The 12752-nt window shown below is 64.9% G+C and carries 10 protein-coding genes and 1 pseudogene; 7 read left to right on the forward strand and 4 right to left on the reverse strand.

The features are described 5' to 3' along the window. A pseudogene (locus tag DK926_RS12625) lies at positions 1-197 on the forward strand (IS30 family transposase); the annotation flags it as partial. On the opposite strand, the gene DK926_RS12630 reads toward DK926_RS12625, so the two are convergent. Genes DK926_RS12630 through DK926_RS12640 form a run of 3 tightly spaced genes read right to left on the reverse strand, consistent with a single transcriptional unit; the run spans position 115 to position 5275 of the window. Continuing rightward, on the reverse strand, positions 115-1434 hold the full coding sequence (locus DK926_RS12630; protein WP_243636777.1) for an amidase: 1320 nt from the start codon (positions 1432-1434) through the stop codon (positions 115-117). The pseudogene DK926_RS12625 and the gene DK926_RS12630 overlap by 83 nt on opposite strands. Beyond that, a complete protein-coding gene (locus DK926_RS12635; RefSeq protein WP_114330687.1) occupies positions 1380-3197 on the reverse strand; it encodes a hydantoinase B/oxoprolinase family protein in 1818 nt (605 codons plus the stop codon). Before DK926_RS12635 ends, DK926_RS12630 begins: the two co-directional genes overlap by 55 nt. Beyond that, positions 3194-5275 carry a hydantoinase/oxoprolinase family protein gene (locus DK926_RS12640; protein ID WP_114330688.1) on the reverse strand — a complete coding sequence of 694 codons (2082 nt, stop codon included), beginning with the start codon at positions 5273-5275 and terminating at the stop codon, positions 3194-3196. Before DK926_RS12640 ends, DK926_RS12635 begins: the two co-directional genes overlap by 4 nt. A 306-nt stretch (positions 5276-5581) precedes the next feature. On the opposite strand from DK926_RS12640, the gene DK926_RS12645 reads away from it, so the two are divergent. The 6 genes from DK926_RS12645 (at position 5582) to DK926_RS12670 (ending at position 11512) form a co-directional block, all read left to right on the forward strand. Next, on the forward strand, positions 5582-6313 hold the full coding sequence (locus DK926_RS12645) for an FCD domain-containing protein (RefSeq protein WP_174551487.1): 732 nt from the start codon (positions 5582-5584) through the stop codon (positions 6311-6313). A 122-nt stretch (positions 6314-6435) separates the two neighbouring features. Then, the gene (locus DK926_RS12650) at positions 6436-6984 is read left to right on the forward strand and encodes a MaoC family dehydratase (RefSeq protein ID WP_068430530.1); all 549 of its coding nucleotides are present in this window, start codon (positions 6436-6438) and stop codon (positions 6982-6984) included. Then, the gene (locus DK926_RS12655) at positions 6981-8189 is read left to right on the forward strand and encodes a CoA transferase (RefSeq protein WP_114330689.1); all 1209 of its coding nucleotides are present in this window, start codon (positions 6981-6983) and stop codon (positions 8187-8189) included. The genes DK926_RS12650 and DK926_RS12655 overlap by 4 nt, the downstream gene beginning before the upstream one ends. Then, positions 8186-9532: an MmgE/PrpD family protein gene (locus DK926_RS12660; protein ID WP_114330690.1), complete on the forward strand. Its 1347-nt coding sequence runs from the start codon at positions 8186-8188 to the stop codon at positions 9530-9532. The genes DK926_RS12655 and DK926_RS12660 overlap by 4 nt, the downstream gene beginning before the upstream one ends. A 10-nt stretch (positions 9533-9542) precedes the next feature. Beyond that, positions 9543-10706 (forward strand): acyl-CoA dehydrogenase family protein, encoded by a 1164-nt coding sequence (locus DK926_RS12665; protein WP_114330691.1) that lies wholly within the window; start codon positions 9543-9545, stop codon positions 10704-10706. Further along, positions 10703-11512 (forward strand): CoA ester lyase, encoded by an 810-nt coding sequence (locus DK926_RS12670; protein WP_114330692.1) that lies wholly within the window; start codon positions 10703-10705, stop codon positions 11510-11512. Before DK926_RS12665 ends, DK926_RS12670 begins: the two co-directional genes overlap by 4 nt. A 73-nt stretch (positions 11513-11585) precedes the next feature. Here DK926_RS12670 and DK926_RS12675 read toward each other — a convergent pair whose 3' ends face one another. Continuing rightward, entirely contained in the window at positions 11586-12584 is a 999-nt protein-coding gene (locus tag DK926_RS12675) for a diiron oxygenase (protein WP_207890808.1), read from the reverse strand. Positions 12585-12752: the final 168 nt, after the last annotated feature.

A 12752-nucleotide genomic window follows, 5' to 3' on the forward strand; every position in this document is an offset into this window, starting at 1 on the left:
CGTGGCAACGTGGCACCAACGAGAACACCAACGGACTGCTTCGTCAGTACTTTCCCAAAGGCACCGATCTGTCCGTTCACTCCCCGGAACGGCTCGCCGAGGTCGAGGACCTACTCAACAACCGTCCTCGTAGGACCCTCGGATGGGATACTCCTCTGAAGGCATACGACAAGACGCTCGTTGCGATGACCGCTTGAGACCGCCTACATTCGCACGCACGTGCGGCGTAGCCGCCTGAAACCGCGAACCCACCTCGAACAACATGCCCTCGCGGTGCGCCGCAGCGGTCAACTGCGCACCGATGGGCATGCCCGACGACGGATGGAACCCGACGGGCAGGGCCAGCGTCGGGCCGTCGTGCAACGACCACGGATAGCTGAACTGCCCCATCCGCCGCGACTGCTCGATCACTCCACTGCCGCCGTCGATCAGCGGCACGTCCACCGGCATCGTCGGCGTCAACACGACGTCGACGTCCGAGAACAACCCTGCCAGTCCGGCGCGGTACTCGTCACGGCCCCGCAGAGCCGCCAACCGCTGTTCTTCGGTAATCCTCAGCCCCAACGAAATTCGCTCCAACGTCGCCGGTTGGAACAACTCGGGCGACGTCTCGAGACGCTCCCGATGGCGGGCAGCGAGATCCGAGTAGATCAGCGTGTAGACGATGTCCTGCGCCGACGCCGCACCCGGCACCTCGATCGGCACGAGCGAGTAACCGAGAGCCGCCAACTCACGCGCAGCAGCGGAGACCGCGTCGGAAATCGCCGGATCGACGTCGTCGGTGATGAACACCGTCGGAACGCCGATCCGACGCGCCGTCCCTCCGAGGTCCGACGAGGTCGACAGCACCGAGAACAGCCGCGCCACGTCGTCGACGGTGCGCGCCATCGGCCCGACGGTGTCGAAATCCTCGCTGACGGGATAGACGCCGTCGTTGCTGATCGCACCCCACGTCGGACGCAGGCCCGTGACACCGCACGCCGACGCCGGAAGCCGCACGGACCCACCGGTATCGGTGCCGAGGGACGCGTCGACGAGCCCTGCGGCGACGGCCGATCCCGAACCGCCGCTCGACCCACCCGGCACCCGAGCGAGATCCCACGGGTTTCGCGGCACCGGCCCGGCCGTGTTCTGCGACGTCACGCCGACGGCGAATTCCGCCATGTTGAGCTTGCCTGTGATTCGCGCACCGGCCCCGATCAACCGGGTGACGACGTCCGCATCCGCCGACGCGACATTGTCTTCGAAAAACCGTGACCCACAGGTCGATACGACGCCCTGAACATCGATGTTGTCCTTGACGCCGATGCGCATGCCCGCCAACGGCCCCGAAGAACGCCCGGCGCGGTCACACCAGGTGATGACCGCGCCGAGATCGGTCAGGCCGCGCTCCCTGCGCGCAGACCCGCCGTCGCGTCCTCGTCGACGACCCACTTCTCGGTATCCACGACGACACCGTAGTCGCGTCGTGCATCCTCGGCCGTCAGGTACTCGTCCCAGACGTCGCTGAGCACCTGGAACGGGTCACGCTTGAACGGATCACCGAAGCCACCGCCGGACGGCAGCTTGATTTCCAGCGTGTCGCCTGCCTTGATCGTTTCCTGAGTGACCTTGGAGTACAACACTTCCTCGCGATCCGTTCCCGCGTTGCGCGTGAACGAGCCGGATACACCGTCGTGACCGCCGAGCGCACCGGCGGGTGCGTCGGAACGGTTGTCGGCCTCGGATCCGAGGAACGTGTCGGTCTCCATGAGCCACTTGCGCACGCTACCGATGCCGCCGCGCCACTGACCGGGAGCGGGCGGCTCGTCACGCAGCTCGTACCGCAGAGCCCGCATCGCGTGGTTGAGCTCGAGCTCCTCGATGGGGTTGTTACGGGTGTTGGCCATCAGCGCGTCGACGGCGTCCATGCCGTCCTTGCCGTTGCGGCCACCATACGAGCCCTCGTTGATCTCGATGTACACCCAGTACGACTCGCCGTCCGGCGCGATGCCCGAATACGCGATGGCGCACAGCGCAGCCGAGGAACCGGCGACGGAGTGATCCGGCAGCACCGGAGCCAGCGCCAGGTTGATCGAGTCGAACACGCGGTTGACCTGTGAGAACCGAGCGAAGCACGACGCCGGGAAGTCCGGGTTGAAGATCGTGCCTTCCGGTGCGTAGGCCTTGACCGGGCGGAAGCAGCCGTCGTTCTGCGGAACGAATTCTTCGGTGATGTCCTCGTCGAGCAGGATCGTGCGGATCGCCGACACGGCGACCGGGAGCACCGAGCCCTCGAACGGCACGTTGAACGCCGTCGGCACCTGGCTGTTGGATCCGGTGAGGTCGATGAGGATGTCCTCGCCCTCCACCTGAACACGCACGGCCACAGCCAACGGCTCACCGCGGTTCTTGCCGTCGTCGTCGAGGTAACCGATGGGCGCGGAGTAACTGCCGTCGGGAATCTCCCGAATCTTGGTGCGCAGCATGTTCTCCGAGTAGTCCATCCACCGCTCGCCTGCGCTCATGACGGTGTCGAGGCCGTACTTCTCGAGCAGTTCGGTGAAGCGCTTCTCGCCGATGCGCGAGCAGGCGATGAGGGCTTCGAGGTCACCGCGGTTCTGCTCGGGCGTGCGGACGTTGTCGAGGATGTGCTGGATGAGGTAGTCGTTGCGGACTCCGGCCTCGTAGATCTTCATCGAGTCCATCAGCTTGCCCTCGGCCCAGACGTCGACGACGTCCATGCACAGGCCGGGGAAGTTACCGCCGACGTCGGACACGTGGCCGGTGCAGCCGGCGAATCCGATGTGCTCACCCTGCCAGAAGATAGGGATGATGACGCCGTAGTCGGGCGAGTGTGCCGCACCGTGGTACGGGTGGTTGTGCAGAATCACGTCGCCGGGCTTGTACGTCCCCGCGAGTCGACGGTTCACACCGCGGATGTAGGCGGGAATCGAACCACAGTGCATGGGAGTGGAATCCGACTCGCACAGTTCGCGGCCGTTGACGTCGAAGATGCCTGCGCCGAGGTCCTCGGACTCGCGAATGAGGCTCGAGTACGCCATGCGATAGAGAACCTGGGCCATCTCCTTGGCCATCGACTGGAGTGCACCACCGATGACGCGCAACGTGATCGGATCGACCTCGACGTCGTTCCACGTGCGCGTGGCTTCGCCCGCGAGCGATACACCGGTCTTGGGCATCAGCGCCTTGCTCATGCGGGCTTCCTCTCGATGATGATGTGGCCGACAGCGTCGACGTATGCGTGCTGGTTCATGCCGATGATGGTGGTGGAGTCGAACTGTTCGACGATGGCAGGACCGTCGATCTTGTTGCCCGCGAGCAACTGTGCGCGTTCGTAGACGGGGGTCTCGACCCACTCCGGCTTCGCGGTTTCGCTCGCCCAGAACAGTGCCTGCGTCGTGGTCTTGATCGCGGCCGACGCGTCGTCGCCGCCCTTCTCGATCTCGGCGATGCGGACGTGCGGGACAGCGCCGACACCCGTGACGCGCACGTTGATCAGCTGCACCGGCTTGTCGTCGAACCGCTGCGAGTACGTGCGGCCGTGCGCCTCGTGGAATGCCTCGGCGGTCGTCTTGACCCAGACGTCGTCGATTTCACCGTCGGGTGCGGACACGCGAAGCTCGTAGCCCTGTCCGACGTAGCGGCAGTCGACGCTGCGTTCGAGCGAGATGTCCTCGGGGGCAACACCGTCCGCTTCGAGCTGCGCGATGGCCTGCTTCGACAGGCGGTCGATCTGCTCGGAGATCAGCTCGACGTTCGGGTCGGCCGACGACGTCCACACCGTGGTGGGCATTTCGTAGCGAATGTCGGTGGTCAACAGGCCGACTGCCGACGTGATGCCCGGGTGGCCGGGAACGATAACGCGCGGAATGCCGAGCTGGTCGGCGATCTGCCATGCGAACAGCGGTCCGGCGCCGCCCTCGGCGATCAGCGAGAAGTCGCGTGGGTCATAGCCTTTGCGCACGGAGTGCAGGCTGATGGCCTCGGTCATCGAGTGCGCGAGGATCTTGAAGATGCCCATCGCGGCCTCGTCGACCGGGGTCTCGAGCTTGTCGGCGATGTGGGTCTGGATTGCTTCACGCGCCAGTTCCGGCTTGACCTCCATGGTGCCGGACAGGAAGCTGTTCTCCCGCAGCCAGCCCATCATGACCATCGCGTCGGTCGACGTCGGCTCGGTGCCTCCGCGGTTGTAGCAGGCGGGCCCGGGAACGGCACCTGCAGACCGCGGGCCGACGCGGAACATGCCACCGTCGTCGACGACGGCGATCGAGCCGCCGCCCGCGCCGATCGTGTCGACCTCGGCCATCGGCACCATCGCGTGGTAGTCGCCGATACGGGTGTCGAGCAGGTGCTTCATACGCAGCGCACCGTCGGGTGCGACACCGACGTCGGCCGACGTGCCACCCACGTCGAGTGTGATGACGCTCGGGAATCCGGATGCCTTGCCGATGGCGCAGCCACCGAGCAGGCCGGCGATGACGCCACTGGTGAGCAGCGACACGGGAATCTCGCTGGCACTCCGCGAGGTGACGAGGCCACCGGCCGACGTCATCAGGTGCACGTCCTCGCCGACCTGGGCAGCACTTGCCTTGCCCGCCAGGTTCTCGATGTACTTCGACGTCTTCGGGCCGATGAATGCATTCAACGCGGCCGTCGAAAAGCGTTCGTACTCACGGTATTGCGGCGCGACTTCACTGGAGAGCGAGATGAAGACCTCGGGGAACTCCTCGAGAATGATCTCCTTGACGCGGCGCTCGTGCGTCGGATTGCGGTACGAATGCAGGAATGCGACGGCAATCGCCTGCACGCCACGTTCTTTCAGCAGGCGCACCTGCTCGCGGACGGCGTCCTCGTCGAGCGGCGTCAGGACGTTGCCCGCGGCGTCGATGCGTTCGGGCACGACCCGACGGTTGCGGCGCGGCACGAGCTGCCACTTCTGCCACGGCAGGTCCTGGTAGTTCGAGTAATTGAGCGGACGCTTCTTACGCGCGATGTGCAGGAGGTCGCGGAACCCTTCGGTGGTGATCATGCCGACGTCGCAGCCGTTGTGCTCGAGCACGATGTTCGTCGCGACGGTGGTGCCGTGGAAGAACATGTCGATCTCGGACGGGTCGATTCCGGCGCGCTCGGCGAGAACCTGAATGCCGTCCATGGTTCCGATCGACGGATCGTGATTGGTCGACGGTGTCTTGTGGACCACCACGGTGCCGTCGTCGTCCCACAGCACGAGGTCGGTGAACGTACCGCCGACGTCGACTCCGATTCGTTTCATCCTAGGTTCCATTTCTGCCGGCGCTCGCGGTGGAGCGGAGGGGCTGACGTGCAATGCGTCGACCCCGAAAAGTGTCGGGTTCACCGTGCGAAGGTGACTGGTGTCATAGTGCCTGTCGCCCGATCGGAAAGCAATACCTCAGATGTTTCGATCATGAAAACTCGGTTTCGTCGCCCGAAAGGTCCGATCCAGACACCGTGCGCGTTCAAAAGGCGGATGATTAAACGGCGCTGATGTTCAGGACGAATCGCATCACTCGGGATAGGCTCGTGCCCGCACCGACCCCTGCACGAAAAGGATCGCGACGTGACCGATACGACCGCCGACGTGGCGCCGAAGAGCGGCCCGGCATACGCCGTTCTGGCCGCGCGCCTGCGCGAGCGAATCCTGTCCGGCGAACTCCAACCCGGCGCCCGACTTCCCGGCGACGCCGAGTTGAGCGCCGAATTCGGCGTCGGCCGCAGCACGATTCGTGAAGCCCTACGGTCGCTGGCCAGCCAGAACCTCATTCTCACGACGCGTGGCGTCACCGGCGGCAGCTTCGTCGCCGAACCGAGCGTGGGGCACATCAGCGCTCACCTCGAGACGGGCGTCGCGCTGATGGCTGCCGCCGAGGCGGTCACCGTCGACCAGCTCATGGAAGTCCGCAACCTCATGGAGGTCCCGGCAGCGGGTATCGCAGCGTTCCGTCGCACGGACGAACATCTCGAACAGCTGCATGCGGCCATGTTCGACCCCTCGGGTGCGCAGGGCCCGGAAACGTACAAGCAGAACCAGGAGTTCCACCTCGTCCTGCTGCGTGCCGCCCAGAATCCCCTGCTCGAGCTCATCACGGCACCGGTGTTTCGTGTCCTGTCCAGTCGTTTCGGGCGCGATCATGCGCCCGACGGGTTCTGGCAGTGCGTCGATCACGACCACCGCGCGATTCTCGACGTCGTCGTCGCGGGCGATTCGATGAGCGCGATGGATTTGATGCGCAAGCACCTCGACCACCTCGGCGACTCGTACCGGCAGATGGATCGACTACGCGCCGAGTAAATATCTGCTCTTTTCGCCCAGTTTCTCCGCGGTTCTGCGGCGATAGTGACCCTTGACACCCTAAACATCAGATGTTTATGGTTCAGTGGAAGGCATTCGCCGAACCAACCTGAGGAGACACGGTGGCAACCCATCCGGCCGTTCTAGGGCGCTTCTTCGAGGATTACGTCGTGGGTGACGTGTACCAACACCCCCTGGGACGGACGATCTCCGAAACCGACAACACGTGGGTCACGCTGCTGTCGATGAACACCAACCAGAATCATTTCAACGCCCACCTCGCGGCGCAGAACCCGATCACTGAGGGACGCGTCATCGTCAACTCGGGTCTGACTGTTGCTGTGGTGCTGGGTATTTCGGTACTCGACATGAGTCAGAACGCGATCTCGAACCTCGCGTTCACCGACATCAAGATGTCGCATCCGGTCTACGCCGGTGACACCATCTACGCCGAGAGCCTGTGCACCGGACTGCGCAAGTCCGAGTCGCGGCCGTACTCGGGAATCGTCTCGATGATCACCCGCGGCCTGAATCAGGATGGCGTGGAGGTCATTTCGTGGAAGCGCTCCGTCATGGTCGCGACGCGCGAGAGCGGCATCGGCCAGAACTACTTCCCCCAGGCCAAGAACGGCCCGCTGCAGCTGCCGGAGACGAAAGGCACCGAATCATGAGGCCACTCGAAGACGTCCGCATCATCTCGCTCGAGCAGTACGGCGCAGGCCCGTTCGGCAGCGTCCACCTCGCCGATCTCGGTGCGGACGTCATCAAGATCGAAGACCCGAACGTCGGCGGCGACGTCGGGCGCTACGTGCCCCCGTACAACCAGGGTGAGGATTCGCTGTTCTTCGAGACCTTCAACCGCAACAAGCGCAGCCTGTCGCTCGATCTCTCGACGCCTGCAGGTCGCGCCGTGTTCGAGGATCTCGTGCGCGGCGCCGACGCGGTCTACTCGAACCTGCGCGGCGACGTTCCGAAGAAGATCGGAATCACGTACGACGACCTGAAGCACCTCAATCCCGCGATCGTGTGCTGCAGCCTGACCGGCTTCGGCATGACCGGTCCGCGCGCGAAAGAGCCTGGCTACGACTACATTCTGCAGGGACTTGCCGGTTGGATGGACGTCACCGGCGATCCCGACGGCCCGCCCACCAAGTCGGGTCTGTCGCTCGTCGACTACTCGGGAGGCTTCGTCGCGGCGATCAGTCTGCTGTCCGGTCTTCATGCTGCGCGACGCGACGGCGTCGGCGGCGACTGCGACGTCTCGCTCTACGACACGGCGATGTCGCTGCTCACCTACCCGGCGACGTGGCACCTGAACGCGGGGTTCGAGCCGGTACGGACGAAGAACTCGGCGCACCCGTCGCTGGTTCCGTTCCAGGCGTTCGAAGCGAGTGACGGCTGGCTCATCGTCGGCTGCGCGAAGGAGAAGTTCTGGGAACGCCTCGTCGTCGCCATCGGGCGGCCCGAGCTCGGCGAGGACCCGCGTTTCACGTCGTTCGCACTGCGCGGGACCAACCAGGGTGAGCTTCTCCCGATCCTCGAAGAAGTCTTCGTGACCGACACCGTCGAACACTGGTTGTCGCTGCTGCGTCCGGCGGGAGTTCCGTCCGGTCCGGTCAACAACATCGAGCAGGCACTGAACGAACCTCACACGCTCGCAAGGGATCTCATCGTCGAGACCTCCCACCCGGTGTACGACACCATCCGCCAGGTCGCCTCGCCGGTGAACTTCGGAGCCGAGAAGCCGGAGTACCGTCGGGCACCGCAACGCAACGAGCACTTCCAGCAAGTCCTCGACTCCCTCGGGTACGACGCCGACCGCGTCGCCGAACTCGATGCCGCAGGTGCATTCGGGAAAGCCGGTGTCCGGGTATGACGTCGCGTGACCTTGCCGAGTGGGCAGTGGGCGTCGGCGATCTGCCCGACGACGTCCGGCACGCAGCTGCGCGGCACATGCTCGACGGCGTCGGAAATGCCATTGCTGCAGCACGATTCGGCAGCGGCACCGCGGGATGGGCCGTCGCGAATGCTCTCGGCGGCCCAGGCGAAGCTCGGCCGTTGACCGGCTCGGCGGGTCTCTCCGCACCCGCCGCGGCCATGGCGACGGCCGTGCTGATACACGCCCTCGATTTCGACGACACCCACGCCGGTGCCCTCGTTCATCCGACCGTGGTGTCGCTACCTGCGGCATTCGCTGTCGGGCAGGAGACGGGAGCGACGGGGGCAGAGATCCTGACCGCCTTCGCTCTCGGTCTCGAAACCGCCTGCCGCCTCGGCGCCGTCAGTCCGCACGGCTTCCATGCGCGTGGAATGCACGCATCGGGCGTCGTCGGAACGTTGTCGTCGGCACTCGTCGCCGGACGCTTGATGGGCTTCGAGTCGTCGGTTCTGGTGCACGCGTTGGGTATCGCGGGCTCGTCGAGCGCCGGTCTGCTCGAGTTCCTCGACAGCGACGCAGACACCAAGTCCCTGCATCCGGGATCGGCGAGCTTCAACGGCATTCTCGCTGCACGGCTCGCTGCGGCGGGCGCCAGCGGACCTGCGTCGGTACTGGAGGGCAAGCGCGGACTGTACGCCGCACTCTCGGACCGCCCCGCGGATCTGACGGTTCTGACGAACGACCTCGGCAGCACCTGGGAGGCCACGCGCATCGGCATCAAGCCGTATCCCAGCTGCCAGCTGATGCACGTGACGCTCGACGCCGTGAAAGCTGCCGGACCGTCTGCCGACGAGGTCGCCGACATCGAGGTGTTCGTCCACCCCGATTCGAAGCACATCGTCTGCGGCCCCAACGCCGGAGTCGCCGCACCGCGCAGCACATACGACGGCAAGTTCGACTTGCCGTGGTCCGTCGCCGCACTGCTGCACGACGGCGCCGTCACAGTCGAGACGTACACTCCCGAATCGATTGCACGCGAGAAGATCTTGCAGACCGCGCGCAAGGTGCGCGTGGGCGACATGATGTACGACGGGCCTGCCGCGTCCGCACCCGGGCGGGCACTGATCACTCTCGACGACGGCCGCATCCTCGAAGGCCGCGTCGACGGTAGCCGCGGCAGCGCTGCATTCCCGCTCGACGACGACGCACTGCGGAACAAGTTCGACGCGAACTGCGGTTCGCACTCTCGCGCACAGGAATTGGCCGACCGGATCTTCGGCCTGGCCGACGAACCCGACCTCACCGCGGTGCTGGACCTGGCCGCCGACATTTCCCGATAGGACATCTCCCGTGGATTTCACCTACACCGAAGATCAGCTCGAATTCCGTAAAGCTCTGCGCCACTTCGTCGACAAGGAGATCGTCCCTGTCGCGAACGAGTGGGAGAAGAGCGGCCGCTATCCCACCGAGATCGTCGACCACATGAAGGCCATGGGTCTGTTCGGCATCACCACACCCGAAGAGTACGGCGGCATCGACCTCGACAAGGTGTCGTTCACGCTCGTGTACGAAGAGTTGGCGCGTGGCTGGATGGGCATTGCAGGAATCGTCGGTAGCCACAACCTGTCGTGCTGGATGATCAACAAGCACGGCACCGACGAGCAGAAGCAGAACCTGTTGCCCAAGTTGGCAACCGGTGAATGGCGTACCGGCGTCGGCCTGACCGAACCCGGCGCCGGAACCGACCTGCAGGGCATCAAGACCACCGCCAAGCGCGACGGCGACCATTACATCGTCAACGGTGCGAAGACGTGGATCACCAACGCTCGCCACGCGAACGTACTGCCCGTGCTCGTGAAGACCGATCCGACCGCGACTCCCCCGCACAAGGGCATGAGCCTGCTGCTGATCGACACGAGCACCGACGGCTTCGAAGTGCAGCGCGACATGGGCAAGCTCGGCTACAAGGGCACCGAGTCCTGCGAGATCCTGCTCGACAACGTCTGCGTTCCGGTCGACGCTCTCCTCGGTGGCGTCGAGGGCCGTGGTCTGCAGCAGGCGCTCTCGGGACTCGAGATCGGACGCCTGAACATCGCCGGCCGTAGCGTCGGAATCGCGCAGGCGGCCTACGACGCGGCCCTGCAGTACGCCCGCGAGCGCACCGCATTCGGTCAGCCCATCGCCGACTTTCAGGCCATCCAGCTGAAGATCGCGGACATCGCCACCCAATTGCAGGCCGCACGCTTGATGACGTACTGGGCTGCGTCGCAGGCCGATTCGGGCAAGCGCGTCGACATGGAAGCCGGAATGGCGAAGTACTTCGCGTCGGAGACTGCGATCACCGCAAGCCTCGAAGCGATGCGCATTCACGGCGGCTACGGCTATTCGACGGAGTTCGTCGTCGAACGTCTGTACCGTGACGCACCGCTGATGGCCATCGGTGAGGGCACCAACGACATCATGCGGACGGTCATCGCGAAGTCCCTCGTCGCCGGTAGTGGAGTCATCGGGTGAGCGGTGCGCTGACCTACCTCTACGTACCGGGCACCATGCCCGAACGGTTCGACAAGGCGCTCGCGTCGGGGGCCGACGCCGTCGTACTCGATCTCGAGGACGCGGTTGCGCTGGCCGACAAAGAGACTGCGCGACGCACCGTCGCGCAGTGGGTGGCGCAGTGCATGCCCGGCGACGTCGAGGTCTGGGTTCGCGTCAATCCCGGCGATCTGGACGACGTTCGGGCCGTCGCCGATCCCCGATTGACCGGTGTGTGGTTGCCGAAGGTCGGGTCGGCGGCGGAGGTCGCGCGGGTGGCCGACGTCCTGGACGCGGTGTGCCCTGAGGCGGCCATCTCGGCCATGATCGAAACCGCAGCTGGAGTGTTCGAGGCGTTGGCCATTGCCAGGGCGCCGCGCATCAGGTTCCTGCAGATCGGCGAGGTGGATCTGGCGGCCGACCTGGGCGTGGACGGTTCGCACGATTCGTTGCTGTTCGCACGCAGTCAGGTCGTCGCGGCGTCCGTCGCGGCCGGCATCGAACCGCCACTGGCTGCGGTGTCGCGGAACTTCCGTGACCTGGACGAGTTCGAATCCGACACCCGAAAACTCGCCGGGCTCGGATTCGTAGGGCGGGCCTGCATCCATCCGGCGCAGGTGGCGGCGTCACGAAAGGTTTTCGTGCCGACGGTCGACGAGGTTCAGGATGCGTACGCCGTTCTGGAAGCGCTAGCGACAACGGGTGTCGCCGTCGACTCCCGCGGCTTCCTGATCGACGAGGCAGTTGCGCGTCAGGCGCGGCGGGTGGTGGCGCTCCGCGCCCCGTGAGTGGGAATGTATAGCGGGCTATACATTCCCACTCACGGCCTGCATCACCGACTCGGTCCCGCAGGCTCGTGGCTCAGTCGTGCACCGACCTGTCCGGCTCACCGCGGAACCGGGAGATCTGGCCGTCGATACGCAGCTTCTTCCACAGATACCTGGCGATCCGGTTGGTCATTCCGATGTCGTCGACGAGCATGCGAACGTCACCGAAGTACGACTGCAACTGCTCGCTGCCGACCGGTCCGTCCCAGTACGCTTCCTTCACGACGGCGCGCGGAATGCCCAAGTCTCGCGCCAACTTTCGCGGCGGCGCCATGATGACGCCGGCGAGCCAGCGCATGATGATCGGCGTCGACACCGCGACGAGCCACTTGTTGAACCGCCCGAGGTTCGGGTAGTGCTGGCGCAGGAAGTGATGCGCGAACGAGATGTGCCGCGCCTCTTCCGCGATGTGAATCTCCATGGTGCGCAGCATCGCCGGTGGGACGTCCGCACCCTGGCGGATGACCGACTTCTGCCAGTGATCGATCGGCTCCTCCCCTGCCAGGATGCCGATGAAGAACACGACGGGGAACGCTGCGCCCAGCATTCCCATCGTGGGCGACGCCAGTCGGAAATCGGTACGCATGCCGGGCACATCGGCGCCGGAGCGGTTCACCAACTCCTGGAACATCTGAATGTGGTTGCACTCCTCGGTGATTTCGTGGAGGCAATACCGAAACTCGAGTGAGTTGTTCGGCATCTTCATGATGAACTGCATCATTCCGCGGATCAGGATGCTCTCGAACGCAGACCCGACCTTCACCGAGTTGATCTGAATGTGGTGTCCGACTTCGATCTGCCGATCGATCGACAGACTCCGATACCACGACGTCCCGCCGAGCGGGTGATACTCCGGCAGCACCCACCGCGGGTCGTCCGACGTCATCTGAAACTCGTCGCTGTCCCAGTCGATGTCCAGATACGGATCGAAGTTGCGACGCACCGACCCCTCGGACAGTACGTCGAGCATCTCTCGGTAGGTCTCGACCGGCAGTCGAGTCGTGCGTCCCGTCTGGCGGGTAACCGTAACCATGAGCTGTGCACCTCATCCCGATTGCGCGTTTGCCGTGCTCACGGGCCTTGGACCCGAAAACAAGCACCATTGCTGGTAACTGAGGTTACACACACATTGATGCCGAGGGAAGAGGTCGGGCGGCTTCGCCACCCGTGCGTGGTCGGTTGGCCCCTGGGCCAACCAACC

The organism is Rhodococcus sp. Eu-32, from assembly GCF_003336925.1.
Classification (GTDB): Bacteria; Actinomycetota; Actinomycetes; order Mycobacteriales; family Mycobacteriaceae; genus Rhodococcoides; species Rhodococcoides kyotonensis_B.

Excerpts from the sequence above, each read along its gene's own strand:
- DK926_RS12635 (WP_114330687.1), bottom strand. The coding sequence starts at position 3,197 with ATGAGCAAGGCGCTGATGCCCAAGACCGGTGTATCGCTCGCGGGCGAA.
- DK926_RS12640 (WP_114330688.1), bottom strand. The coding sequence starts at position 5,275 with ATGAAACGAATCGGAGTCGACGTCGGCGGTACGTTCACCGACCTCGTG.
- DK926_RS12655 (WP_114330689.1), top strand. The coding sequence starts at position 6,981 with ATGAGGCCACTCGAAGACGTCCGCATCATCTCGCTCGAGCAGTACGGC.
- DK926_RS12660 (WP_114330690.1), top strand. The coding sequence starts at position 8,186 with ATGACGTCGCGTGACCTTGCCGAGTGGGCAGTGGGCGTCGGCGATCTG.
- DK926_RS12675 (WP_207890808.1), bottom strand. The coding sequence starts at position 12,584 with ATGGTTACGGTTACCCGCCAGACGGGACGCACGACTCGACTGCCGGTC.